This is a genomic window from Pseudomonas sp. HD6515 (assembly GCF_024971855.1).
GTDB lineage: Bacteria > Pseudomonadota > Gammaproteobacteria > Pseudomonadales > Pseudomonadaceae > Aquipseudomonas > Aquipseudomonas alloputida.
Window position 1 is genome coordinate 4,331,647 of record NZ_CP079827.1, and the last position, 23,435, is coordinate 4,355,081.

Below are 23,435 nucleotides of genomic sequence, written 5' to 3' on the forward strand. Positions count from 1 at the left end.
GATCCAGGCGACGAATCAATCAAGGGATGATCGCAAACCAGTCCCATCAGTGTCGGCCAAGGTCAGTTATCCCGCCATGTGTCTGGAGGCGTGTTTGCTTGCGGTAAAAGGCGTGAATAGCCCACACCACCCCGACGAACAACATGCCTGTTCCAAGCGCTTCCATAGGAGACGGCCAGCGTTGGTTGATGAGCAGGCCCATCGTAGTTGCATAAATGGTCCCGCTGGCGATCAATTGCCCGCTCAGCGCCAGCGGTAGACGCCGCGTTGCGATTGACCATGCCCAGGCACCTGCAAGGGTGGCCCCTAACCCCTGAATCAGCCCACAGACGATCAGCGCCTGAGTACCTGCCAATCCGCTCGGATGGCTAGCGAAATGAGACAGTTTCAAGTACAGCCCAACCGGGATGAACGCCAGCATTTCGACACTGCACATGAAGATCAACATGGCTGACCACAACATGGGAGACATGCTTGGGCGTCGAGCCAAAGCACTTTCATTCAATAGACCAAAACCGGTCCAGAATGCGATTGCCAGCAATGATGCAAGCAGCCCAAGCAGTAACGATGCGGTTGGGAGCACTGCCGCCGCACGGCTAGCATCAAACACACTCAGATTGACCAGGCTGATGCCCAGACCCGCCACCAGCAGTGGCCCGGCAATGGCGCGCCAGGGCACGCTGGCACTGCGCAGGTTGCCGGCAATCGCAAGCACGATCGGTACTGACCCCATCATCACCGGAGGGATCACCGGCCCGGCTGCCAAGACCGCAGTGGTGATCAGGAAGAAGTAGCCAATGTATCCCAAGAAGCCCAGCAGTGCGGCACAGGCCCAGTCAATCAGTCGCAATTGCCGCACTGCGCTACGGTAAACGAACAGCACCAGCAGGCTACCTAACCCGGCAAAGGCATAGCTCACCACTGCCAGGTCAAAAAGGCTGTAGTCACCGACCAGCCCCGGAAAGATGTAGAGCAGTGACCAGGAAAAGGTGGCGGCAATGGCCGCTAACAAGCCCAGGGTCATACGCCCTGCTCCTGCCTCTGGATCCAGCAATGAGCTATTTGTCGGGCAGTGTCGAATACCCGCACGTCCTGGCCCATCGCGCCGCTGACAAAACTGCCCTCCAGCAAGATAAACAGCCCTTGGGCAACTGCGTCGGGGTCGTTTATACCGGCGCTCATGGCCAAGGCAGCAAGGTTTTCGCGTATCCCTTGCTTATGCCGGCTCACTGCCAAATGCACGGGGTGGCTAAACTGGGGGAATTCAGCCGCACTGTTAACGAACAGGCACCCGCGCTCGCTATCTTTTAAAAGAAAGCGTTCATACAGATCGAAAAAAGCGAGCATGCCACTGACCGGCTCAGGATGCCTGGCCAAGGTGCACGCTACCTCTTCACGCCAGCGTCGGTCACGCTCCTCAAGGCACGCCACTATCAGCGCATCCTTGGAGGGGAAATGGCTGTAGAGCGTCATTTTGGTAACACCCGCCATCGCGGCAATGGCCGTTACCCCCGTCACGTATACACCTTGCGACAGAAACAGCTTCAGCGCGGCATCAATCAAACGCTCACGGGTATTGTCCAATTCAAGGCACTCCGGCAAAGGGACGGAGCTGACTATACTGACCGGTAAGATTCAGACCGCATCCAGATACGACCTGAAGCATGGCCGCTACGACACAGAGCGCAGCAGCAAAATGCAGGCCTGGCCAATCAGAGACTTGCTACGCCAGCTAAGCGCCCCCTGTACTTGGGATGCGAATCGGGGCTGTGTGGCTGATCGTGCCGTCTACCCGCTTGCGAAACACCGCTTGGCCCAACGTGTCTTGGGCATGCCGGTGGCAACTGTGTTTACCGAGATCGATCCCGACCCGTGCTGACTCGCTCGTGATGATGGCCTCCAAAACAAAACACCCTGCGAAAGCTTAGCCCTCGCAGGGTGTGGGGGTGACCCATTCATTTAGCCCGGCCTATGCTCGGCTTTCGTGCACGCTAAAGCCGGTACGGCATGGATGCGGTCAAATCATCGATCATTTTTTGAAGAAGACCCGACAGCGTTGCTGAGGCCTTTCGAATTATGATCGCCTGGCGTCGTTCCAGAGATGGCCGTGGACTTGGCCAAACCGCGAGTGTCCTTGGAGTGAGCGACACCCGAGGTGGTGGTGCCATGACCGTTGTCGCTGTTGCGCGAGCTTCCGTAATGATTGCCGCTTACCCCATGATCGCGGGTCGCCTTTCCAGCGTGATCACTTCCAAGGCCCTTCCCGCTTCCACTATGCCCTCCCATGCCACCGCCATGTCCGGCGCCGTTTCCACCGCCATGTCCGCCGCCACCGCCATGACCACCGCCGCCGCCACCACCGCCACCGCCACCGCCACCGCCACCACCCTTGGCATAGGCGGAACTGATCGGGGAGATATCGGCGGGCAAGAATGCCGTCATCCCGAGTGCCAATGCACAAGCAAAGACAGCAACCAAAGGTTTTTTCATTTTTTGTTCGGCTCCGGAGGCGCGAGTGGGTGGCTAAAGTGCAGATTGGACCTGATACAGCCACCAAAGTTCTCGCATTCCGACAGACTGCCAGGGTAACGTCGCAGCGGCCGTGTCCGGCGTGGCGTCCGGCGCAGGCATTCTGTTTCACGTTGCAGCCGCCTCGTTAGGCCTTACCCTACTGATGCAAACCTCGGTGCTCGCATTTTGGGTGATCAAGCTCTGCCGGCTATCTGCTCTGGCTAGGGATCAAGGTGCTGGGCGCTCGTAGCCTGATAAGCTTTCAGCCGGCGTCCAGGCAATCGCTATCCAGCATTTTTCTGACCGGTCTGCTTTCGGCTGCGCTCAACCCCAAGCCAGGTTTGTTCGTGCTGGCGCTCATTCCCCAGTTCGTCGACCCCGCACGCGGGTCGGTCAGCGTGCAGATGTTGGTTTACGGCGTGTGGTTCGCTGCACTCACGGCATTGGGGTTTGCCTTGATGGGCATTTTCGCCACGGGACTGTCTCGCTACCTGTACCGGCGGCCACGGCTGGTGAATGGGCTGAACGTGGGCGCAGGCCTCACCTTCGTTGCGTCTGGCGTCTCGATTGCGGCGTTGAGCCAGAGATAGCAAGCAGGAGAAAGCGGCGGGGCTGCGTATGAGCCCCGCGTTTCATCACGATGCTGAAGCCTCGACGGCCAGCTTCGCATGGGTGTTCAGTTCCTCGGCGATGAAGGCCGAAATCATCGCCCGATAGACCTGTTCCACCACCTCAGCCGAGGCACCGGTTTCGTCAGCCATCTCACGAACCTCCTTGATCACTTGCTCGACCCGAGCAGGTGCACGCACATCATCGGTGGTTTTCTTGAAGCCCGCTGCTTGCGTCACGAGCCTTCCACGTTTGGCGAGAAGCGAAACGAGGCTGCGGTCGATTTCATCGATCCGTTGACGGACTTCGTCCAGAGAGGTGCAAGGTACATCCATTTGCTTGACTTCCTTTTCATGAGCCTGCGATGGATTGGAGCAGGCTGTCGTGGGTGACTGGGTCGTGCAGTGTAGCTTCTATGCTAGGTTCGCTTCACGCTCCTCAGAGGGGTGTAACGCCGCAGCGAGTGGCCCGTCACGATGACCGGAAACACTGCATGCACGCGGGATATCTCACTCCTTATCGAACAACCAGCTCACGCCTGCGTGGCGCATGTCGTGAAAATGCAGATCGTCCACGCCAATCATCTTTCGCCATGGCTTGAGCAGCCTGCTGGCGGGCGAATGTCTGGGACCTTTGGTAGACTAGGACACCCTTTTTCTTGAGGCGGATCTGGACGGTATAGCTAACCATTCCATCGGCCTTTTTCCTTGCTCTGATCGTTGCCATGATTTCCGGTGGTACGAGTGTGTTTGGCGGCGGTAGCCCGCACCACTATCAAACCCAACACGCCCCCGGAAAATGGTACATAAATGCGTAGCCCAGAATGCCCCTAGAATCAGCTTCAAAGCCACAAACCACGCGCCCTGAGCCGTCACGCCGCTTCAGCGTTGCCCCTATGATGGACTGGACCGACAGGCATTGCCGGTTCTTCCTGCGCCTGCTCTCCCGGCAAACCCTGCTCTACACCGAAATGGTCACCACCGGTGCCCTGCTGCACAACGACGCCCACCGTTTCCTGCGCCACGATGCTTCTGAGCACCCGTTGGCCCTGCAACTGGGCGGCAGTGTGCCGGCCGACCTGGCCGCGTGTGCGCGCCTGGCTGAAGAAGCGGGCTACGATGAGGTCAACCTCAACGTTGGCTGCCCGAGCGACCGGGTGCAGAACAACATGATCGGCGCGTGCCTGATGGCTCACCCGGCGCTGGTGGCCGACTGCGTGAAGGCCATGCGTGACGCCGTATCGACGCCTGTCACGGTGAAGCACCGCATTGGTATCAACGGCCGTGACAGCTACGCCGAACTGAGCGACTTCGTCGGCCAGGTGCGTGAGGCCGGCTGCCGGAGTTTTACCGTGCATGCACGCATCGCGATTCTCGAAGGGCTGTCGCCGAAAGAGAACCGCGAGATCCCGCCGCTGCGCTATGACATCGCAGCGCAGTTGAAGAGGGACTTCCCGGACCTGGAGATCGTGCTCAACGGCGGGATCAAGACCCTGGACGAATGCCAGGCACACCTTGAAACCTTCGATGGCGTGATGCTGGGGCGCGAGGCGTATCACAACCCTTATCTGCTGGCCGAGGTGGACCAGCAACTGTTTGGCAGCGATGCGCCGGTGGTCAGCCGTAGCGAGGCATTGGCGCAACTGCGGCCTTACATCGTGACGCATATGGAAAGTGGCGGTGCGATGCACCACGTTACCCGGCATATTCTGGGGCTGGCCCAAGGATTCAAAGGGGCGCGGCGCTTCCGCCAGTTGCTGTCGGCAGACATTCACAAGGCGGCCGAACCCTTGGCGGTGTTTGACCAGGCCGTGGAGTTGTTGCAGGGGCGGTGACCTCAGAGGGAGGGAACCTCGGGCTTGCTTGCGACTCGAATCTTCACCTTTCGTACAGCCCTGTGCGGGCCAGCGGGTCCGCAGGGTTTCGGCGGCCCTTGAGCGGCTGTCGGGGCTCGGGTAATGTCGAGTAAATGCACAGGACAGAGCACGCCCATGACCTCCAAGCTGGAACAACTCAAGCAGTTCACCACCGTGGTCGCCGACACCGGGGACCTGGACGCCATCACCCGCCTGAAGCCGGTCGATGCCACCACCAACCCGTCACTGCTGCTCAAGGCTGCTGCCATCCCGGGCTACGCCGACCTGCTGAAACAGGTGAAGGCCGACGCCAAGGGTAATGTCGACCTGGCCTGCGACAAGTTTGCGGTGGCGGTAGGCTCGGGCATTCTCAAGGTCATCCCGGGGCGAATCTCCACCGAGGTGGATGCACGCCTGTCGTTCGATGAGCCAGCCCTGCTGAACAAGGCTCGTCAGCTGATCGCCCTGTACGAGGCGGCCGGAGTGGCAAAAGAGCGTGTTCTGATCAAGCTGGCCTCCACCTGGGAAGGCATTCGCGCCGCCGAGCAGCTGGAGAAGGAAGGCATTCAGACCAACCTTACCCTGCTGTTCTCCTTCGCCCAGGCCCAGGCTTGTGCCGATGCCGGGGTGTTTTTGATTTCGCCGTTCGTGGGCCGTATCTACGACTGGTACAAGAAGAGTACCGGCCAGGAATACGTGGGCGCCGAGGACCCAGGCGTGCAGTCGGTTACGCGCATCTACAACTACTACAAGGCCAATGGTTACAACACCGTGGTCATGGGCGCCAGCTTCCGCAATATCGGCCAGATCGAACAACTGGCCGGCTGTGACCGCCTGACCATCAGCCCCGAGCTGCTGCAGCAGCTGAGTGATGACCAGGGTGAATTGCCGCAGGTGCTGAAACCGGGCAACGCCGGTGAAGCCAAGCAGCACCTGAACGAAAGCCAGTTCCGCTGGGCGATGAACGAAGACGCCATGGGCACCGAGAAACTGGCCGAAGGTATCCGCCAGTTTGCGCGGGACCAGGAAAAGCTGGAGAAGTTGATGGCTCAAAAGGCCTGATACAGTTCGTGTTTGCCTGACGGGCGGGAAGTGTTCAGTATTTTTCGCCCGTTTTGTTTGCCACGCCTTAGTTGTGTATTGAATTCTCGGGCCTGTTCGCGGGCAAGCCCGCTCCTACACCGATCGATGTAAGGGCGGGCTTGCCCGCGAACAGGCCGCCATAGCCACCCGAGCTGTCGATGACCTCCCCTAACCCGTTGCCCCTCGTTCTCGCCGGCCCGGTACTGCGCCGCCTGGAACCCCAGCGTCTGGCCGTCTGGCTGGTCACTACCCAACCGCTGCAGCCCGCGTTCGTCTGCCTGGCAAGCGAGGCCCACGTCGATTGCCAGGTGGTGCCCATTGGCCAGCATGCCTACGTTCACCTGTTGGACATCCAATTCGCCAGCCCCCTGCCCTGCAACCAGTTGCTCGACTATGACCTGCTGATCAACGGCCAGGGTATCGCCGACTGGGCGCCGCACTTGCTCTACCCGGGCGCCCAGCGCCCAAACCTGGTGCTGCGTGAGCGCCTCGACCAGTTGCTGCACGGCTCCTGCCGCAAGCCGCACCACCCTGCTGCCGACGGCCTGCTGTGCGCCGACCGGCTGCTGCAGGGGTGCAAGAAGCCCGAAGACCGCCCCGCCGTGCTGGTGATGACGGGCGACCAGGTTTACGCAGACGATGTCGCTGGCCCCATGCTGCGCGCCATCCATAGCCTGATCTCGCGCCTGGGCTTGTTCGACGAGCAACTGGAGGGTGCGGTGGTAGCCGACAGCCAGGCGCTGTACCAGCACCCGGCCAGCTACTACCACCGCGCCGACCTGCTGCCGGCGCTAGAACGCAACGACACCCTGCGCGAGCGTTTTTTCGGCGGCAAGCGCAAGCCGATCTTCTCGTCCAGCAACGCCGACAACCACCTGGTGACCTTCGCCGAAGTCATGGCCATGTACCTGTTGGTGTGGTCGCCGGTGCCCTGGCAGCTGGTGGACCTGGGCATCCCCAGCGGGCTCAGCGACGAGCATCAAGCCCGATACCGGCAAGAGCTGCCGCTGATCCAGGGGTTTGCCGACAATCTCGGTCAGGTGGCGCGGGTGATGGCCCACCTGCCCTGCCTGATGATCTTCGATGACCACGACATTACGGACGACTGGAACCTCTCGGCGCAGTGGGAGGAAACGGCCTACGGCCACCCATTCTCGCGAAGGATCATCGGCAACGCCTTGCTCGGCTACCTGCTCTGCCAGGCCTGGGGCAACAGCCCGGACGATTGCAATCCGCTGATCGAACAGTGCCAGGTGCTGACCCGCCAGAACCAGGATGAGCTGATTGGCGAGCTGCTGCGCTTCCAGGGTTGGCAGTTCAGCCTGCCGACAGAACCACCGCTGCTGGTACTGGATACCCGCACCCGCCGCTGGCGCAGCGAAAGTAACCTGGCCAAGCCGTCCGGCCTGCTGGACTGGGAAGCGCTGAGTGAATTGCAGCAAGCACTGCTCGATCATCCCTCGGCAGTCATCGTGTCGCCTGCGCCGATTTTCGGGGTGAAGCTGATCGAGACGGTGCAGAAGGTGTTCAGCTGGCTGGGCTACCCGCTGCTGGTGGATGCCGAGAACTGGATGGCCCACCGCGGTGCAGCGCAGGTCATCCTCAATATCTTCCGCCACTCGCGCACGCCGGGGCACTACGTGGTGCTGTCGGGAGATGTGCATTACTCGTTCGTGTATGAGGTGCTGATTCGCCACCGCCAGCGCAGCCCGCACTTGTGGCAGGTGACCAGCAGCGGAATCAAGAACGAGTTCCCCCGGCGTTTGCTGGATGTGCTCGACCGGCTCAACCGCTGGTTGTATGCGCCGCGCTCGCCGCTCAACTGGTTTACCAAGCGGCGGGAGATGGAAGTGGTGCCGCGCACGCCGAACCATAGCAAGGCGGGGGAACGGTTGTGGAATGGTGCCGGGCTGGGACAGGTGTTTTTTGATGAACAGGGGCGGCCGGCGCGGGTGTATCAGCTGGATGCGGGCGGGGGTGAGGCTACAGAGTTTAAAAACCGGGCGTAGTGAGATTCAGAGTTTTTACAGCCTGTGCCGGCCTCTTCGCGGGTAAACCCGCTCCTACACCTGATTGGGGGTGGACACACATTGGTGTTTGGGCGCAGGCCGTCGTAGGAGCGGGTTTACCCGCGAAGAGGCCGGCACAGGCCAGAGATCAGCCCCGCTCCAGCGCATTGACCAGATCATGGAAGGCTTCGCGGTTGGAGTCATTCAGGCCCATGAGGATCTTGTGCGCCTCCAGCACCTTGGAGCGCACCACCTCTTCATTCTGGTCCTGCGACGGCAAGTCGGTCAGGCAATCGGTGCAGGGTATCGGCCGATCGACAATGTTGAACACCTGATCGAAGCCCATCGACTGCAATAGCCGTGAAATGTCCGGATTGGTAGTCACCACCGTCGGCAGCAGGCCCACCTTCTGCCGCGACAGGATCGACAGCTTCGCCAGCAGGCCCAGTGTGGTGCTGTCGATACTCTCGGTTTCAGTCAGGTCGATGACAATCGCCGAGAAGTTCAGCGCAGTGAAAATCTTCTCGATCGTCGCATCCAGCGCCGAACACAGGGTCAGGCGCACTTCACCAACGAATTTCAGTACGAAGGTACCGCTCTGCTCGGCGAACTGAATTCTACCGGTACTCATTGAAGGTTCCTGCTCAACACCAATAGGGCGATATCATCCGGCATCTCCCCAAGCGTAGCCAATCCAAATCGTTGACGCAGCCCATCCAGACTGCCACCTGCTGCCTTGACGATCTCCGGCAAGGCGGCTTCTTTTTCTTTGAGCGTATCACCCGGCAAAAGGTCCAGAATGCCATCGGACATCAGGCTGAGGCTGAACTGCGGGGGCAGCTCCACCACCAGGTCCTGGTAGGTGGCCTCATCGAACAACCCCACCGGCAGGCCGCGGCCTTCCAGGTAGCGGCAATGCTCGGGGGTATACAGTACCGGCAACGGCAAATGGCCGCCGACAGCGTAGGTCAGCAGGCCGGACTCTTCGTCGATCACCCCGCCGACCATGGTGACGTGCTTGCCCAGCTTGCTGTTGATCAGGCCGCGGTTGATGTGGCTGAGCACTTCAGACGGCTTGAACTCACGCATCCTGCTGCGTTTGAGCTCGAACATGAGGCGCGTGGTCATGAATTTCAACAGCACGGTGACAAAGGCCGACGACGCCCCATGCCCGGATACATCGGCGAGGTAGAAAGCAATGCGCCGCTCGTCCACGCGGAAATAATCGACAAAATCACCCGATAGGTACAACGACGGGATGATCTGGTGCTCGAAGGCGAACTCACCGGCCACCCAGGGGCTTTCCGGCAACATGTTCATCTGCACCTGGCGACCGGCGGTCTGGTCCTCCTGCAACAGGTGCAGGCTAGCCTCCAGTTCACGGTTGGCGGCTTCGAGCTTGTCGCGGTAGCGCTGGTTTTCCAGCACAAGGCGCGAGCGGTCGAGGGCGCGGCGCACCGAATGCTCGAGTACGGCCAGGTCTTCCAGCGGCTTGATGAGGTAGTCGGCGGCGCCCAGGCGCAACGCTTCCACCGCATCACTCATGACGCCGGCACCGGACACCACGATCACCGGCAACTGCGGCGCACGCTCGCTGACCTGACGGATCAGTTCGAGGCCGCCCATCTGCGGCATGCGCAGATCGCAGATCACGAGGTCGGGCTGGTGTTCTTCGAAGACCTGAAGCCCCTGCTGGCCATTACTGGCCTGGAGGACGCTGAAACCACTGTCTTCAAGGTAGGCGGCGAGGCTGGCACGGACCACGTCGTCGTCATCGATGATCAGCAGCGTTGCACTGGTTTTCTGCATGTGGGCGAACGGCGCCGATTTAGGTTGGTGCAGCGGTGTCGGCAAGGCAGACGGCCAGCTACGGGAATTCTTTATGGTCACACTCTACTTGAGTTGTAGGACAAGAACACCTGCCCGGCAACTGTCAGAGGTACCTTGTAAGGCGCAGACGGTACTCCCATCCGGCAGGGGTTTCAAGCATGCTGGGGTCGACCTCGCCGCTCTTTACAGGGCAAATCACCGGGAGTTATAAGAAAGTCGACCAGCGCAACCCGACGGGAAGGATGCAGCATGCCCCACACGCCCTCCAGCCATAGCGAAAAACGCGACTTCATTCGCATGCGCATCGACACCGAGGTCAGCCTTTTGCACGAAGGCCAGGTCATTGCGGCGGTGTGCCTGGACCTGTCCAGCGGCGGCATGCAGGTACAGGCGCCGCAGCGCTTTCTGGTGGGTGATCTGATCGAGGTACGGATCGACTCCGACCATCCGGCGCTGAAGGGGCTGCATGCCAGCACCGAAGTGGTATGGATTGCCGACCAGCCGGGCGGGCAGCAGAAGTTCGGGCTGCGGATCCTGGCCATGCATTGATCCTGAGGCCGCTTTGCGGCCCCAGGTTCACAGATCAGAAGTCGTCTTCGACCTCGCCATCCTTCACCTTGAACTCGCGGTTTTGCAGGTAGGCATTACGAATGAAGATGTACTTGTCACCCTGAATCAGCTTTTCGGCCGAGAGCAGGCTGGCGCGGGTGTCGATCACGTCCAGCGCAAAGATCGAGTTGCGCGTAGGCACGTGGTCGATGTAGCGATAGGGTTTGGTATAGGTGTCCGGGTACTTGGCCACACCGTCACGCACGGTGCTTGGGCCCAGCAGCGGGATGACCACATACGGCCCGCTCGGCACACCCCAGTAGCCCAGGGTCTGGCCAAAGTCCTCGTCGTTGCGCTGCAGGCCCATCTTGGTACCCACATCGAAGAAGCCACCCAGGCCGAAGGTGGTGTTGACGATCAACCGCGCCGTATCCACGCCCGCCGCATGCGGCTTGAGCTGCAGCACGTCGTTGGCGAGGTTGGTCACGTCCCCCAGGTTGCGAAAGATGTTGTGGATGCCATCTTCGAGGAACTGTGGAGTGACCGCTTGGTAGCCCTTGGCCAATGGTTTGAGGGCATAGGTGTCGAGGGTATCGTTGAAGCGGAAGATCGGGCGGTTGACCGCTTCCCAGGGATCTTCCTCGGTGGCGGCCTGGGTGGCTGCCACGGGCGCCAGCAGCATGCTGGCACAGACACAGGCCTGGGTGACTCGTTCGATCACACTGGCACCGATCCTACGCATAGATGTTTCTCCATCGAATTTCTCGGCCGCAAGCGCAACAGGTCGCGCTGCTGTTAAGGCGGCAGTATAGAGACTTGCGTGCTGATAAACAGCCTTACACATTTTTGCTGAATATTTTGTGAACAACTGTTGCGCAGCGGCCGATGTCACAAGACGGTAACAATCAACGCATAGCCTTCGAACCATTTGGGGGAAGTTGCCATGGACACTGCGCCCGCCTTCACTGCTGTGCTGTTCGGCTTGCGCGGCTGCCTGGTGCAGGCTACCCATGGCGCGCCATCACCCGCCCCCGGCGCCCTGGCCACGCTTGCCAGCCTGCGTCAGCGCCAAGTGCCGTGCATCTGGGTGGATGACCTCAATACCGCGCAAAGCGAGCGCCTGGCCCATGTGCTGCCCGACTGGCTGCCAGGGCATACGGTCAATGGCGTGCGCTGGCCAGCGCCGAACGCTTGCTGGCAGGCACTGATGGCGCTGGACAGCGAGCGCCTGGATGGCTGCGTATTGGTCAGCGGCGATCCGCGCCTGCTGCAGTCTGGCCTTAACGCCGGCTTGTGGACAGTAGGCCTGGCCGCCTGCAGCCCGTTATGCGACCGCACTTCTACACAATGGCAAGCCATGAGCCCGCAAGAGCAGGATCTGGCGCGCAGCAAGGCGACACTGGCGCTGTTCAGCCTGGGCGTGCACTCGGTGATCGACCATCTGGAAGCGCTGGACACCTGCCTGGTGGACATCGCCCAGCGCCGGCGCAAGGGTGAAAAACCCTGATACAGCAGCCTTGACGCGGATCATGCAAATCGGCAGCAGGTAGATTACCCTGAAGACAGGCCAGAACCTTTGCCACGTCGCCGAGGTCCATGGCTTGCCAAGCCATTGATGGAGAATAGCCAATGCCTGCCCGCGAATTGCAAGAGCGCCTGAACAGCTTGCGCGAGCAACTGGACCGCAACGTACCGCTTTCGGAAGAAGAGCTGGCCGCCCTGCACGATGAGGCGCGCCAGATCGAGGCGCAGCTGAAACTTGAGGAAGCCACGCCAGACAACAACCTGGTGGACGGCGTGAACCTGGCGATCGAACGCTTCGAGGCCGACCACCCCGACCTCACTGCCACCCTGCGCAGCATTGCCAACTCACTGCACAGCATGGGGATCTGAAATAGCGGGGGCCGCTAAGCGGCCCCCCTGTATTACTGCCGAACCAGGCGTTTGTTATCCGGGCTGATCGCCCCGGTGCTGCGATACGGGTTGATGTCCAGCCCACCGCGGCGCACATAACGTGCATAGACCGTCAGGTGCTCCGGCTGCAGCAGATTCTTCAAGTCCAGGTAAATCCGTTCCACACACTGCTCATGGAAGTCGGCATGCTGGCGGAAGCTGATCAGGTAGGTCAGCAGGCTGGCATGGTCCAGCGCCCTGCCCTTGTACTCAACCACCACGCTACCCCAATCCGGCTGGCCGGTGACCGGGCAGTTGGACTTCAGCAGATGGCTGTGCAAGGTTTCTTCCACCACCCGCGCCGGGTCGCAGCGCAACAGCTCTGGTTGCGGCTGCTCGTAGTTGCTGATGGCCACATCCAGTGCATCGATGCACTGCCCCGGTAACGCCACCACACCCTGGGCTTCAACCTCGGCCAAAGTGCGCACCTTCACCCCCACCGGCTTGCCGGCAGCGGCGGACAGGTCTTTTTCCAGGCATGCCTGCAACGCGTCCAGCGAGGCGAACACCGTCTGGTTCAGCGAGTTGAGGTACAGCTTGAATGACTTGGACTCGATGATGTTTGGCGAGTCCGCCGGGATGGCGAACTCGCCGATCGCCACCACCGGCTTGCCCGAAGGCAGCAACCAGCTCAGCTCGAAGCAGTTCCAGAAATCCACCCCCAGCCAGGGCAAGGTCTGTGCAGTGACGCCCAGCTCGGCCCACTTGGCAGTACGCGGGATCGGGAACAACTGCTCCGGGGAGTAGGTGGCGATGTATTCGCTGGACTTGCCCAGCGGGGAATGTTCGGCAGCGGGATGCATGGAAACTGACCTAGAGGTTCGAAAATGCCCCTAGTCTACCGGTTTTGCACCCCGCCTTGCAGGGCCAGTCACTCAATGGTCAATGCCCCCACCATACCCGCCTGGTAATGCCCCGGCACGTTGCAGGCAAACTCGATGGGCGCGGATTGGCGGAAGGTCCAGGTCAGTTCGGCGCGCTGGCCAGGCATGACCATCACAGTGTTGCCACCCCCGTGACCATGGCCATCGCCGTGGTCCATCATTTGGCCGTGGCTCATCATCTTGTCGTGATCCATGCCTTCGTGGTTCATGGCCTCGGTGAACATCTTGCCTTGCATGGCAACCATTTCCTTCTGGTGTTCGGCATGCATGGCCTTGTCGCCCAGGTTGAATTCGTGCGGCAGGTTGCCCTCGTTGACCAGCACGAAGCGCACCGTCTCGCCGGCTTTTACCTGCAGGCTTTTGGGCTCGAAGGCAATGTCCTTGAGCACCACGTTGACCGTGCGGGTGGCCTTGGCCGCCGGGGCAGGCTCACCAAAGGCGAAGCTCTGCGCCTGGCTAGCGACAGCCGGCAGGCTGCCCAGGGCAAGGGTGGCGGCAATGAACAGGTGTTTCATGATGACTCCGGGAATACACAGCAGGATGAAGCCACATTAGCCGGGGCGACTGGCAGTTACCTGACAGGCACATTACAACTTCGTCAGTTTGGGCGAGCGGGCACATCGTCACGTATCATTTCACCCACCCCATTACCCCTGTGCTAGCGGTAAAGCGACGCCATAGGCTACGCACAACCTTTCAGAATATGGACAGTGCATGAAACTGCTGATCGTCGAAGACCAGGCCCGCACCGGCCAGTACCTGAGCCAAGGCCTGAGCGAGGCCGGCTTTGCCACCGAGTTGGCTACCGATGGCGAGACCGGCCAGTTCCTCGCCCTGACCGGCGACCACGACCTGCTGATCCTCGACGTGATGCTGCCTGGCCGCGACGGCTGGCAGATTCTTCAGGCCGTGCGCCAGGCAGGCCTGGATACGCCAGTGCTGTTCCTGACCGCCCGCGACGCCGTCGAGGATCGCGTGCATGGCCTGGAACTGGGCGCCGACGACTACCTGGTCAAGCCGTTCGCCTTTTCCGAACTGCTGGCCCGGGTACGCAGCCTGCTGCGCCGTGGCACCAGCCCGAGCCAGGACACGACCCTGAGCCTGGCCGACCTGCGCCTGGACCTGATCCGACGCCGCGCCGAGCGCGCCGGGCTGCGCATCGACCTGACCGCCAAGGAGTTCTCACTCCTTGAGCTGCTGCTGCGCCGCCAGGGTGAGGTGCTGCCAAAATCGCTGATCGCCTCGCAGGTGTGGGACATGAACTTCGACAGCGACACCAATGTGATCGAAGTGGCCATCCGCCGCCTGCGCCTGAAAATCGACGACCCGCACCCCAACAAGCTGATCCACACCGTACGCGGCATGGGTTACGTACTCGAAGAGCGTGCCGAGTGATGCGCCGGATTTCCCTCGGCAGCCGCCTGGCCCTGCTGTTCGCCGCCTGCACGGCCACCGTCTCGCTAGGCGCCGGCCTGCTATTCAGCCGGGCCAGCGAGCAGCACTTCGTCGAACTTGACCAACAACTGCTGGACTCGCGCCTGTCCTTGTTTCGTACGCAACTGGCTGATGTCAGCACGGCTGATGAGCTTCAGGCCCGCCTGCCTGCCCTGCGCGATGAACTGAGTCACCAGGCCGACTTGGCCTTGCGTATCAGCGCCAGCAATGGCGCCACCTGGTTCGAAAGCCGCAGCGGGCTGCCGCAAGCAGCGCTGGCCACCGGGCTGGCCACCCTGCATGCGCAAGGCATCGACTACCGCAGCCTGTCCGTGCCCCTGAAACAGGGCGCCATGCAGTCGCCGCGACTGACCCTGTACCTCGACATCACCCACCACCAGCACTTCCTGCAGGGCATGCAACGGCTGATCTGGCTGACGGTCGGCCTGTCGGCGCTAACCACCGCACTACTGGGTGCCTGGGCCGCCCGCAGCGGCCTGCGCCCATTGCGGCAGATGGGCCAGGTGGCCGCCAGCGTGTCAGCGCGTTCGCTCACCACCCGTCTGCCGGTGGCGCAGATGCCCGAAGAGTTGGCCGAGCTGGCCAGCAGCATGAACGCGATGCTGCAGCGCCTGGACGATGCCTTCCAGCGCCTGTCAGCGTTCTCGGCCGATATCGCCCACGAGTTGCGTACGCCGCTGTCCAACCTGCTGACCCACACCCAGGTCACCCTCACCCGCCCACGCAGCCTCGAAGAATACCGAGAGGCGCTGCATGGCAACCTGGAAGAACTGCAATGGATGGCGCAGATGATCAACGACATGCTGTTTCTGGCCAAGGCCGACCACGGCCTGCTGGTACCGGGGCACGCGCCTTTGACGCTGCATGACGAGGTGGATGCGCTGCTGGAGTACTACGCGCCTCTGGCAGAAGACAACGACGTGCAGATGCTGCGCGAGGGTGAAGCCGTACTGCACGGTGACCGGCATATGCTGCGCCGGGCGCTGTCCAACCTGCTGGACAACGCCATGCGTTTTACCCCGGCAGGAGGACAGATCAAGGTAACCCTGGGGCCGGGGCCGACGATCAACGTGGCCAATACCGGGCTGGCTATCGACCCGGCGGCGCTACCGCGGCTTTTCGACCGCTTCTACCGGGTGGACCCGGCGCGGCGGGAAGGCAGCAGCGAGCATGCGGGGTTGGGCTTGGCAATTACCCGGTCGATCGTGCAGGCCCATGGCGGGTGCATACGGGCGGAGTGCGAGGGTGGGTGGACCCGATTCGTGATCGAGTTCGCTCAAGATCGGTAACCCTGGGGCGCTTTACGCCCCCAGGATCTCAGGCAAACATCAAACCGCCAGGCCAATCGCCGGCTGCACCTGCGACGCCCGGTAGGCCGGGTAAAGGGTCGCCAGGAAACTCATCACCAGGCCGGCGGTGCAGATGATCGCCACATCCCCCCACTGCAACTGCGACGGCAAGCTGCTGACGAAGTACACATCCGACGTAAAGATGTGCTGCCCGCTCACCCGCTCCAGCCAGCCGACGATCTGGCTCACATTGAACGCCGCAATCACGCCCAGTACGCCACCAATCAGCGTGCCGACAATGCCGATCAGGCTGCCCTGGACCATGAACGTGCCCATGATCTGCGCCGGCGTGGCGCCCAAGGTACGCAGGATGGCAATGTCCGGCCCCTTGTCGTTCACCACCATCACCAGGGTGGCGATGATATTGAACGCCGCTACCGCGATGATCATCATCAGCAACAGGCCGATCATGGTCTTTTCCATCTTCATGGCGCTGAACAGGCTGCCCTGGGTATGCGACCAGTCATCGGCCCGGTAGGCGTCCCCAAGCCCGGCAGCAATCGCCTTGGCCACTTGCGGAGCGGCATACAGGTCGTGCAGCTTAAGGCGCACACCTTGCACCTGGCCCGGCGCCCAGCGCTGCATCTCAGCTGCATCAGCAACATGGATATAGGCCTGCGACCCATCCAGCTCGGCGCCGACCTTGAAGATGCCAACCACGGTGAGGCGCTGCATGCGCGGGGTGATGCCACCCGGTTCCTTGCTGATTTCCGGCACGATCAAGGTCAGCTTGTCGCCGGTGTTCAGGCGGAAGCGGCGTGCGGTCAGCTCACCGATAACCACACCGAACTCACCGGGCTGCAAGCCCTGCAGACGGCCCTGGACGATGTGCTGGCCAACGATGGAAACCTTGCCCTCCTCGGCCGGGTCGATACCACCCACCTGGATCGGCTGCATGGCGCCCTTGTACGACAGCATGCCTTCCATCTCGGTAATCGGCGCCACAGCCATCACCGCCGGATTCTTCATGGCGGCGTCGGCCACCTTGTGCCAATCGTCCAGCGGCTGCACGCCCAGGATGGCGGCATGCGGCACCAGGCCGAGAATGCGCGAGCTCATTTCGCGCTGGAAGCCGTTCATCACCGACAGCACCACGATCATCGCCAGTACGCCCAGCGACAGGCCGATCATCGAAGTCATGGAGATGAACGAGATGAAGTGGTTGCGACGCTTGGCTCGGGTGTAGCGCGCGCCGATAAAGATGGGCAAGGGTCTGAACATGTACGAAATCACCCAATGGAAACAGGAAAACGGGGCAGCACCTGCCACCCCGGCAGTCGATCAGATGGCCACCAGGTGGCCATCGTCGAGCTTCAGCACACGGTCCATCTGCCGCGCCAGGTTGAGGTCGTGGGTGACCACCAGGAATGCCGTGCGCGAAGCGCTGGACAGCTCCTGCATCAGTTCCTGGATGCCTTGGGCGGTATGGTGGTCGAGGTTACCGGTCGGCTCGTCGAGCATCACCAGGCCGGGGCGGTTGACCAGCGCCCGGGCAATCGCCACACGCTGGCGCTCGCCGCCGGAAAGCTCGGCCGGCTTGTGGTTCAAACGGTGGCCCAGGCCTACCCGTTTGAGCAGCGCCTCGGCACGCTCCCGGGCCTCGGGGATGGGCGTTCGGCCGATCAGCAGCGGCATGCACACGTTCTCGATGGCGGTGAATTCCGGCAGCAGGTGGTGGAACTGGTAGACAAAGCCCAACTCACGGTTGCGTAGCAGGCCACGGGCACGCTCGCCCAGTGCCGACAGCTCTTCGCCAGCCAGCCACACGCTACCCTGGGTCGGCCGGTCGAGGCCGCCCAGCAGGTTGAGCAAGGTACTCTTGCCCGAGCCGGAACTGCCAACGATGGCCACCCGCTCACCGGCCTGCAGTTCCAGGTTGAGCCCGGACAGCACCTGCACCGACTCCGGGCCCTCGTCGTAGGACTTGCCCAGGTTGCGGCAACTCAGAACGGCTTTATCACTCATGCGCGACTCACTCATAACGTAGCGCCTCTGCAGGCTGGGTGCGGGCCGCACGCCAGGCCGGATACAGGGTGGCGAAGAAACTCAGGACCAGTGCCGCACCGCAGACCATGTACACGTCCTGGGCCAGGATCTGCGACGGCAGGTAATCGATGAAGTACACGTCGGCGTTGAGGAACTTGTGGCCGATCAGTGTCTCGATGCCGGCGATCGCCGCGCTCACGTTCAGGGCCGCGAAGATCCCGACGACGGCGCCGATCAGGGTACCGATCACCCCGATCACCGTACCCTGGACCATGAAGATGAGCATGATCTGCCCGGGCGTGGCGCCCAGGGTGCGCAGGATGGCGATGTCGCCGCGCTTGTCGTTGACCACCATCACCAGGGTGGAAATGATGTTGAACGCCGCCACCGCCACGATCAGCAGCAACAGCAGGCCGATCATGGCCTTTTCCATACGGATCGCCTGGTACAGGTTGCCGTGGGTACGGGTCCAGTCACGGCTATAGAACTCCTGTTCGCCCAGCTGCTGGGCGATGCTCCAGGCTACGCGCGGCGCCTGGAACAGGTCGTCGAACTTCAGGCGCAGGCCCTGGACCTGGTCGGGCTTCCAGCGGTGCAGGCGGGACAGGTCGCTGATGTTGGTCAGGCCCAGGTAGCCGTCGATCTCCCCCGCGCCAACGTGGAAGGTGCCGACCACGGTGAAGCGCTTCATGCGCGGGAACATGCCAGCGGGGGTCACGCTGACCTCGGGGGCAACGAAGGTGAGCTTGTCGCCGATGGCAACGCCCAGCTTGGCCGCCGCCTTGTCGCCGATCATGATGCCCCACTCGCCCGGCGCCAACTGGTCCAGGCGGCCTTGCAGGACGAAGTTGTCGATGATCGACACCTCGCGCTCGCGAGCAGGGTCGATGCCGTTGAGCAGCACCTTCTGCACCTTGCCATCATGGGTCAGCAGGCCCTGCATCTGGGTGAACGGTGCAACCGCCACCACCTGCGGATTCTGCTTTACTTGTTGGGCAAGGGCCTGCCAGTCGGCAATGGGCTGGCCGCTCTCCAGCGTGGCATGGGGAATCATCCCCAACACGCGGGTGCGCATCTCGTGGTCGAAACCGTTCATCACCGACAGCACCACGATCATTACCACCACGCCCAGGGCGAGGCCGATCATCGAGGTCAGGGAAATGAACGAGACGAAGTGATTGCGACGTTTGGCACGGGTATAACGCGTGCCGATGAATGCGAAAAGAGGTCTGAACATGTCGGGGCTTGTTCGGATGAAAGGGAACGTCCTTGTGGCGAGGCGCCTACGGCGGCTTTACACTCGGACCACCGCCGCTACCTTGGGTTCGCCATGACGACATTAGACGAAGAAGATCGCCGCGAATACTACCGCATCGAAGATCGGATCGCACTTCAAATAAGCCCCCTTAGCGCGGCCGAAGCCCTTGAACCAGATGTGTTGCAAGATGATTCGCCGTTGTTCAACCTGCTCAGCGAGCTGCACCTGTCCGACTTCGAGTCGCAACACCTGTTGCGCCAGCTAAGCGACAAGGACCGCACCCTCGCCGCGTTCCTGCGGGCACAGAACAAGCGCCTCGACTTGCTCAGCGCGGTGGTTGCACAAACCCTGCTTGGCGAGGTCGGCGAGCCGCTGCCGGTGGTCATTTCCGAAGGCGGCATCGAATCCGCCCAAGCCACACAGATTGCCCCCGGCACCCGGGTGAAAGTGAAAATGGTGCTGATGCCGCGCGCCCATGGCCTGCTGCTGCGCGGCAAGATCACCCATTGCGACCCTCGCCCGGAGGGCGGCTTCGAAGTCGGCACCGAGTTCATCGACATGACCGATGCCCAACGACAACTGCTGGCGCGTTACATCCTGCAGCGCCAGCAACAGCAACGGCGCCAGCAGCTGGAACTGAACGACCCCGCCTCCTGAGCCAATTTCTCCCTGATTTGAAGGAACGAACGTGACCCTGATCTACGGCCATCGCGGCGCCAAGGGCGAAGCACCCGAGAACACCCTGAAGAGCTTTCAGCAATGCCTGTCCCATGGCGTGACCCGCTGCGAGCTGGACCTGCACTTGTCATCCGACAACGAACTGATGGTCATCCACGACCCCACCCTCAAGCGCACCACGGGCCGGCGCGGCAAAGTGGTCGAGCACCCGGCCGCCGAACTGGTCAAGATCGATGCCCGCAAAGGCGGCCCGGGCCATGTGCAGCCCTGCCCGATCCCGAAACTGGAAGAGCTGTTCGAAAAATGCCCGTTCGAACACTGGCAACTGGAGGTGAAAAGCGCCTCGCGCACCCGCGCGGCCACCACCGTCCTGGCGATCCGTGAACTGGCCCAGCAATATGGCCTGCTGGACAAGGTGACCATCACCTCCAGCTCACGCGAAGTACTGGGCGCCGCCCAGGAACTGGTGCCAGATGTGAAGCGCGGGCTGGTGGCCGAATACGCCTGGCTCGACCCGCTGAAGGTGGCACAGAACTACGGCTGCGAACTGCTGGCATTGAACTGGACGCTGTGCACCCCCGAGCGCCTGCTCAAAGCACAGGGCCAGGGTTTGCATGTGTCGGTGTGGACGGTCAACGAGCCGGCACTGATGCGCCGGCTTGCTGACTTTGGTGTGGACAGCCTGATTACAGACTTTCCCGGTTTGGCCAAGACCACCCTCGGGTAGGGTTGAAATCGGTCTCTCCGACCGGCTCAGGCCACCGGTCGGAGCCGCTCAAAAAAGCCGGTTCAGGCCGTCATAGGCAGCTACCCGATAGGCTTCGGCCATGGTCGGGTAGTTGAACGTGGTGTTGACGAAGTACTTCAGATTGTTCTGCTCACCCGGCTGGTTCATGATCGCCTGGCCAATGTGGACGATCTCCGAAGCCTGGTAGCCGAAGCAATGCACGCCGAGGATTTCCAGGGTTTCGCGGTGGAACAGGATCTTCAGCATGCCCTGCGGCTCGCCGGCGATCTGCGCACGCGCCATGCTCTTGAAGAAGGCCTTGCCCACTTCGTACGGCACCTTGGCCTGGGTCAGCTCCTGCTCGTTCTTGCCGATCGAGCTGATCTCGGGAATGGTGTAGATACCGGTCGGCACGTCGTTGACGAAGCGCCAGCTGCCGTTATCGACAATACTGCCAGCGGCCGACCGGCCCTGGTCATGGGCGGCACTGGCCAGGCTTGGCCAGCCGATCACGTCACCGGCACCGTAGATGTTCGGCACGGTGGTGCGGTAGGCCTCGTCGACCTCGATCTGGCCGCGGCTGTTCACCTTGATGCCGATGTTTTCCAGGCCCAGCTTGTCGGTGTTGCCGGTACGGCCGTTGCACCACAGCAAGGCGTCGGCCTTGATCTTCTTGCCCGACTTGAGGTGCAGGATCACCCCGTTGTCCAGGCCTTCGACGCGCTCGTACTCTTCGTTGTGGCGCACAGTGATGTTGTTGTTGCTGAAGTGGTAGCTCAGCGCCTGGGAAATTTCCGAGTCGAGGAAGCTCAGCAACTGGCCACGGTTGTCGACCAGCTCGACCAATACGCCCAGGCCACTGAAGATCGAAGCGTATTCGCAACCGATCACGCCGGCACCGTACACGATCAGCTTGCGCGGGGTATGGCTGAGGCTGAGGATGGTGTCGCTGTCGTACACGCGCGGGTGGTGGAAGTCGATGTCGGCCGGGCGGTAGGGGCGCGAGCCGGTCGCGATGATGATGTGCTTGGCGTTGAGCTTCTCGACCACGCCGTTCGGGCACACCACTTCCACGGTTTGCTCGTCGGCAAAGCTGCCGGTGCCGAAGAACACGTCGACGCGGTTACGGGCATAGTAGCCGGTGCGCGATGCCACCTGCTTGGCGATGACCTTCTCGGCGCTTTTCAGCACGTCCGGGAACGAGAACCAGCGCGGCTCGCCGATGGCACGAAACATCGGGTTGGTGTTGAACTGCATGATCTGCCGCACCGAGTGACGCAGTGCCTTGGACGGAATGGTACCCAAGTGGGTGCAGTTGCCACCGACCTGGCGACGGTCATCGACCATCGCTACCTTGCGCCCTGCTTTGGCGGCATTCATTGCCGCGCCTTCACCGGCCGGGCCGGAACCCAGCACCACTACGTCGTAGTTGTAGACAGCCATGCGTACTCCTTCAGAACTGGCCCGCAAGCCACGGTCGCTCGCGGGGCACGATCATGCCGCCGGGGCGCCATGAGAAAATTCGGGTGCAGTCTAATCAACCCTGAACGCCGCGCACATTAACCCTTGGTCGCGTCGTAGGCCAATTTTGCCCGCACTACATATGCTTCACCCATTCCGTGGCGGCAATCATCCCTGCTTGTGCTTTCACTGGCCTTTCACTGCCCGTTCGAACGCGGGCGTAGCTCGGGAGACGAAGCCTCCCTCTGCTCGAGTCACCAAAACCGCAGCCAGGTCATGCGCCACGGCAAAATCCCAGCCTTGCTGTGGGCCCAGGATGAGTAGCAGCGTCGAATAGCCATCGGCCAGCAGTGCTGAGGCGTCCAGCACCGTAACGGCAGCCAGGTCATGTTCGACCGGGCGCCCGAGGCGGGCATCGAAGGTGTGCGAATAGCGCCGGCCATTCTGCTCGAAATAGTGCCGATAGTCACCCGAGGTTGATACTGAAAGGCTATTGACCGGAATAACCTGGCGAGCGATCTGACGGTCTTCGCGGGGCAGTTCCAGGGCAATACGCCAAGGGCTGCCGTCAGGCTTGCGGCCAACCGCCTTCAGCTCGCCAGTGGCCTCGGCGACAAAACTGCTGACACCCATGGCCTGCAGGCGCGCAGCGATCAAGTCGACAGCATGACCGGCGACGATACTGTTGAAGTCGAGCTGCACAGGGGCATCCTTGCACAGGGCTCGACCTTTGACGCGCAGGTGCTGGTAGCCCACACGCTGGCGTACCTGGGCCAGTGCCTGTGGTTCGGGCACCTGCTGGTGACGGGCCTGAGGGCCGAAGCCCCACAGATCGAGCAAAGGCTCTACCGTGAGATCGAAGGCGCCATCGCTCTGCTCGGCAAGGTGCTGGCCCAGGCTGACCAACGCGAGCATGTCAGGCGGCAGGGCCAGGCACTGGCCGGCAGGCAAGCGGTTGAACTGGCTTACGATGGAATCGCCGCGGTAGGTCGAGTAGTGGTGGTCGATGTCGTGCAGGATGGTTTCCACCGCCCTCTGCACCTGGGCCGGCTCCGGGCCACCAGGCTCGCGGACGTACTGGATGCTGTAGCTGCTGCCCATGGTCGGGCCACCCAGGCGCTCCAGGGTGGGGCCCTGGTTGCAGGCGGTGAGTAGCAGCAGAATGAACAGTAGGGCTGTGCGCACAGTAGGGTTTCTCGGTTGCCAGTGCTGGCCTCTTCGCGGGTAAACCCGCGCCT

24 protein-coding genes and 2 pseudogenes are annotated in these 23,435 nt (G+C 61.9%); 11 read left to right on the forward strand and 15 right to left on the reverse strand.

Annotated features, from left to right (window positions below):
- Window positions 1-46 precede the first annotated feature (46 nt).
- From KW568_RS20135 to KW568_RS20145, 3 genes are all read right to left on the reverse strand, one after another.
- Complete coding sequence (locus KW568_RS20135) at window positions 47-1,024, reverse strand: DMT family transporter (RefSeq protein ID WP_004576749.1); 978 nt, start codon at window positions 1,022-1,024, stop codon at window positions 47-49.
- Window positions 1,021-1,584 (reverse strand): TetR/AcrR family transcriptional regulator, encoded by a 564-nt coding sequence (locus tag KW568_RS20140; protein ID WP_004576748.1) that lies wholly within the window; start codon window positions 1,582-1,584, stop codon window positions 1,021-1,023. The genes KW568_RS20135 and KW568_RS20140 overlap by 4 nt, the downstream gene beginning before the upstream one ends.
- Before the next feature lie 438 nt (window positions 1,585-2,022).
- On the reverse strand, window positions 2,023-2,490 hold the full coding sequence (locus tag KW568_RS20145) for a hypothetical protein (protein WP_182375228.1): 468 nt from the start codon (window positions 2,488-2,490) through the stop codon (window positions 2,023-2,025).
- 91 nt (window positions 2,491-2,581) lie between these two features.
- Here KW568_RS20145 and KW568_RS20150 point away from each other — a divergent pair.
- A pseudogene (locus tag KW568_RS20150) lies at window positions 2,582-3,101 on the forward strand (LysE family translocator); the annotation flags it as partial.
- A gap of 45 nt (window positions 3,102-3,146) precedes the next feature.
- Here the strand turns inward: KW568_RS20150 and KW568_RS20155 are convergent.
- Both KW568_RS20155 and KW568_RS31195 read right to left on the reverse strand, forming a co-directional pair.
- The gene (locus KW568_RS20155; protein WP_004576745.1) at window positions 3,147-3,455 is read right to left on the reverse strand and encodes a chorismate mutase; all 309 of its coding nucleotides are present in this window, start codon (window positions 3,453-3,455) and stop codon (window positions 3,147-3,149) included.
- A gap of 83 nt (window positions 3,456-3,538) precedes the next feature.
- Window positions 3,539-3,692: pseudogene (locus KW568_RS31195) on the reverse strand (site-specific integrase); the annotation flags it as partial.
- Between the two features lie 251 nt (window positions 3,693-3,943).
- Between KW568_RS31195 and dusA the strand changes: the two are divergent.
- The 3 genes from dusA (at window position 3,944) to KW568_RS20175 (ending at window position 8,067) form a co-directional block, all read left to right on the forward strand.
- A complete protein-coding gene (gene dusA / locus KW568_RS20165) occupies window positions 3,944-4,954 on the forward strand; it encodes a tRNA dihydrouridine(20/20a) synthase DusA (RefSeq protein ID WP_004576744.1) in 1,011 nt (336 codons plus the stop codon).
- Window positions 4,955-5,110: 156 nt separating this feature from the next.
- Window positions 5,111-6,037 carry a transaldolase gene (tal, locus tag KW568_RS20170; protein ID WP_004576743.1) on the forward strand — a complete coding sequence of 309 codons (927 nt, stop codon included), beginning with the start codon at window positions 5,111-5,113 and terminating at the stop codon, window positions 6,035-6,037.
- Between the two features lie 179 nt (window positions 6,038-6,216).
- The gene (locus tag KW568_RS20175; protein WP_004576742.1) at window positions 6,217-8,067 is read left to right on the forward strand and encodes an alkaline phosphatase D family protein; all 1,851 of its coding nucleotides are present in this window, start codon (window positions 6,217-6,219) and stop codon (window positions 8,065-8,067) included.
- A 148-nt stretch (window positions 8,068-8,215) separates the two neighbouring features.
- Here the strand turns inward: KW568_RS20175 and rssC are convergent, their stop codons facing one another.
- Window positions 8,216-8,698, reverse strand: a complete 483-nt coding sequence (rssC, locus tag KW568_RS20180; RefSeq protein ID WP_003248823.1) for an anti-sigma factor antagonist RssC — start codon at window positions 8,696-8,698, stop codon at window positions 8,216-8,218.
- Window positions 8,695-9,876, reverse strand: a complete 1,182-nt coding sequence (gene rssB / locus KW568_RS20185; RefSeq protein WP_259536630.1) for a two-component system response regulator RssB — start codon at window positions 9,874-9,876, stop codon at window positions 8,695-8,697. Before rssB ends, rssC begins: the two co-directional genes overlap by 4 nt.
- Window positions 9,877-10,146: 270 nt before the next feature.
- Between rssB and KW568_RS20190 the strand changes: the two genes are divergently transcribed.
- The gene (locus tag KW568_RS20190; RefSeq protein ID WP_003248821.1) at window positions 10,147-10,446 is read left to right on the forward strand and encodes a PilZ domain-containing protein; all 300 of its coding nucleotides are present in this window, start codon (window positions 10,147-10,149) and stop codon (window positions 10,444-10,446) included.
- Window positions 10,447-10,480: 34 nt separating this feature from the next.
- On the opposite strand, the gene KW568_RS20195 is transcribed toward KW568_RS20190, so the two are convergent.
- On the reverse strand, window positions 10,481-11,188 hold the full coding sequence (locus KW568_RS20195) for a VacJ family lipoprotein (RefSeq protein ID WP_003248818.1): 708 nt from the start codon (window positions 11,186-11,188) through the stop codon (window positions 10,481-10,483).
- 201 nt (window positions 11,189-11,389) lie between these two features.
- On the opposite strand from KW568_RS20195, the gene KW568_RS20200 reads away from it, so the two are divergent.
- Both KW568_RS20200 and KW568_RS20205 read left to right on the forward strand, forming a co-directional pair.
- Window positions 11,390-11,953, forward strand: a complete 564-nt coding sequence (locus tag KW568_RS20200) for a hypothetical protein (RefSeq protein ID WP_004576983.1) — start codon at window positions 11,390-11,392, stop codon at window positions 11,951-11,953.
- A 122-nt stretch (window positions 11,954-12,075) separates the two neighbouring features.
- Window positions 12,076-12,339: a DUF4404 family protein gene (locus KW568_RS20205; RefSeq protein ID WP_004576984.1), complete on the forward strand. Its 264-nt coding sequence runs from the start codon at window positions 12,076-12,078 to the stop codon at window positions 12,337-12,339.
- A 32-nt stretch (window positions 12,340-12,371) separates the two neighbouring features.
- Here the strand turns inward: KW568_RS20205 and queF are convergent, their stop codons facing one another.
- Window positions 12,372-13,202, reverse strand: a complete 831-nt coding sequence (gene queF / locus KW568_RS20210) for an NADPH-dependent 7-cyano-7-deazaguanine reductase QueF (RefSeq protein ID WP_004576985.1) — start codon at window positions 13,200-13,202, stop codon at window positions 12,372-12,374.
- 68 nt (window positions 13,203-13,270) lie between these two features.
- Window positions 13,271-13,798 carry a plastocyanin/azurin family copper-binding protein gene (locus tag KW568_RS20215; RefSeq protein WP_004576986.1) on the reverse strand — a complete coding sequence of 176 codons (528 nt, stop codon included), beginning with the start codon at window positions 13,796-13,798 and terminating at the stop codon, window positions 13,271-13,273.
- A gap of 199 nt (window positions 13,799-13,997) precedes the next feature.
- Here KW568_RS20215 and cinR point away from each other — a divergent pair, with 199 nt between their 5' ends.
- Window positions 13,998-14,678, forward strand: a complete 681-nt coding sequence (gene cinR, locus KW568_RS20220) for a two-component system response regulator CinR (protein WP_003248810.1) — start codon at window positions 13,998-14,000, stop codon at window positions 14,676-14,678.
- On the forward strand, window positions 14,675-16,027 hold the full coding sequence (gene cinS / locus KW568_RS20225; protein WP_033726881.1) for a two-component system sensor histidine kinase CinS: 1,353 nt from the start codon (window positions 14,675-14,677) through the stop codon (window positions 16,025-16,027). The genes cinR and cinS overlap by 4 nt, the downstream gene beginning before the upstream one ends.
- Window positions 16,028-16,066: 39 nt before the next feature.
- On the opposite strand, the gene KW568_RS20230 is transcribed toward cinS, so the two are convergent.
- Genes KW568_RS20230 through KW568_RS20240 form a run of 3 tightly spaced genes read right to left on the reverse strand, consistent with a single transcriptional unit; the run spans window position 16,067 to window position 19,310 of the window.
- Window positions 16,067-17,308 carry a lipoprotein-releasing ABC transporter permease subunit gene (locus tag KW568_RS20230; protein ID WP_003248806.1) on the reverse strand — a complete coding sequence of 414 codons (1,242 nt, stop codon included), beginning with the start codon at window positions 17,306-17,308 and terminating at the stop codon, window positions 16,067-16,069.
- 60 nt (window positions 17,309-17,368) lie between these two features.
- Complete coding sequence (gene lolD, locus KW568_RS20235) at window positions 17,369-18,052, reverse strand: lipoprotein-releasing ABC transporter ATP-binding protein LolD (RefSeq protein WP_014753922.1); 684 nt, start codon at window positions 18,050-18,052, stop codon at window positions 17,369-17,371.
- Between the two features lie 7 nt (window positions 18,053-18,059).
- Window positions 18,060-19,310, reverse strand: a complete 1,251-nt coding sequence (locus KW568_RS20240; protein ID WP_003248802.1) for a lipoprotein-releasing ABC transporter permease subunit — start codon at window positions 19,308-19,310, stop codon at window positions 18,060-18,062.
- 93 nt (window positions 19,311-19,403) lie between these two features.
- On the opposite strand from KW568_RS20240, the gene KW568_RS20245 reads away from it, so the two are divergent.
- Together KW568_RS20245 and KW568_RS20250 are read left to right on the forward strand one after the other, a co-directional pair.
- Complete coding sequence (locus KW568_RS20245; RefSeq protein ID WP_003248801.1) at window positions 19,404-19,988, forward strand: PilZ domain-containing protein; 585 nt, start codon at window positions 19,404-19,406, stop codon at window positions 19,986-19,988.
- Between the two features lie 31 nt (window positions 19,989-20,019).
- Window positions 20,020-20,736: a glycerophosphodiester phosphodiesterase gene (locus KW568_RS20250; RefSeq protein ID WP_004576988.1), complete on the forward strand. Its 717-nt coding sequence runs from the start codon at window positions 20,020-20,022 to the stop codon at window positions 20,734-20,736.
- Window positions 20,737-20,784: 48 nt separating this feature from the next.
- Here KW568_RS20250 and sthA read toward each other — a convergent pair whose 3' ends face one another.
- Window positions 20,785-22,179, reverse strand: a complete 1,395-nt coding sequence (gene sthA, locus KW568_RS20255; RefSeq protein ID WP_003248797.1) for a Si-specific NAD(P)(+) transhydrogenase — start codon at window positions 22,177-22,179, stop codon at window positions 20,785-20,787.
- A 204-nt stretch (window positions 22,180-22,383) separates the two neighbouring features.
- Complete coding sequence (locus tag KW568_RS20260) at window positions 22,384-23,382, reverse strand: FAD:protein FMN transferase (RefSeq protein ID WP_004576989.1); 999 nt, start codon at window positions 23,380-23,382, stop codon at window positions 22,384-22,386.
- Window positions 23,383-23,435: the final 53 nt, after the last annotated feature.

What these genes read in the sequence shown, in the direction of transcription:
- KW568_RS20135 (WP_004576749.1), bottom strand. Translation starts at nt 1,024, where the DNA reads ATGACCCTGGGCTTGTTAGCGGCCATTGCCGCCACCTTTTCCTGGTCA.
- KW568_RS20145 (WP_182375228.1), bottom strand. Translation starts at nt 2,490, where the DNA reads ATGAAAAAACCTTTGGTTGCTGTCTTTGCTTGTGCATTGGCACTCGGG.
- KW568_RS20155 (WP_004576745.1), bottom strand. Translation starts at nt 3,455, where the DNA reads ATGGATGTACCTTGCACCTCTCTGGACGAAGTCCGTCAACGGATCGAT.
- dusA (WP_004576744.1), top strand. Translation starts at nt 3,944, where the DNA reads ATGCCCCTAGAATCAGCTTCAAAGCCACAAACCACGCGCCCTGAGCCG.
- tal (WP_004576743.1), top strand. Translation starts at nt 5,111, where the DNA reads ATGACCTCCAAGCTGGAACAACTCAAGCAGTTCACCACCGTGGTCGCC.
- KW568_RS20175 (WP_004576742.1), top strand. Translation starts at nt 6,217, where the DNA reads ATGACCTCCCCTAACCCGTTGCCCCTCGTTCTCGCCGGCCCGGTACTG.
- rssC (WP_003248823.1), bottom strand. Translation starts at nt 8,698, where the DNA reads ATGAGTACCGGTAGAATTCAGTTCGCCGAGCAGAGCGGTACCTTCGTA.
- rssB (WP_259536630.1), bottom strand. Translation starts at nt 9,876, where the DNA reads ATGCAGAAAACCAGTGCAACGCTGCTGATCATCGATGACGACGACGTG.
- KW568_RS20190 (WP_003248821.1), top strand. Translation starts at nt 10,147, where the DNA reads ATGCCCCACACGCCCTCCAGCCATAGCGAAAAACGCGACTTCATTCGC.
- KW568_RS20195 (WP_003248818.1), bottom strand. Translation starts at nt 11,188, where the DNA reads ATGCGTAGGATCGGTGCCAGTGTGATCGAACGAGTCACCCAGGCCTGT.
- KW568_RS20200 (WP_004576983.1), top strand. Translation starts at nt 11,390, where the DNA reads ATGGACACTGCGCCCGCCTTCACTGCTGTGCTGTTCGGCTTGCGCGGC.
- KW568_RS20205 (WP_004576984.1), top strand. Translation starts at nt 12,076, where the DNA reads ATGCCTGCCCGCGAATTGCAAGAGCGCCTGAACAGCTTGCGCGAGCAA.
- queF (WP_004576985.1), bottom strand. Translation starts at nt 13,202, where the DNA reads ATGCATCCCGCTGCCGAACATTCCCCGCTGGGCAAGTCCAGCGAATAC.
- KW568_RS20215 (WP_004576986.1), bottom strand. Translation starts at nt 13,798, where the DNA reads ATGAAACACCTGTTCATTGCCGCCACCCTTGCCCTGGGCAGCCTGCCG.
- cinR (WP_003248810.1), top strand. Translation starts at nt 13,998, where the DNA reads ATGAAACTGCTGATCGTCGAAGACCAGGCCCGCACCGGCCAGTACCTG.
- KW568_RS20230 (WP_003248806.1), bottom strand. Translation starts at nt 17,308, where the DNA reads ATGTTCAGACCCTTGCCCATCTTTATCGGCGCGCGCTACACCCGAGCC.
- lolD (WP_014753922.1), bottom strand. Translation starts at nt 18,052, where the DNA reads ATGAGTGATAAAGCCGTTCTGAGTTGCCGCAACCTGGGCAAGTCCTAC.
- KW568_RS20240 (WP_003248802.1), bottom strand. Translation starts at nt 19,310, where the DNA reads ATGTTCAGACCTCTTTTCGCATTCATCGGCACGCGTTATACCCGTGCC.
- KW568_RS20245 (WP_003248801.1), top strand. Translation starts at nt 19,404, where the DNA reads ATGACGACATTAGACGAAGAAGATCGCCGCGAATACTACCGCATCGAA.
- sthA (WP_003248797.1), bottom strand. Translation starts at nt 22,179, where the DNA reads ATGGCTGTCTACAACTACGACGTAGTGGTGCTGGGTTCCGGCCCGGCC.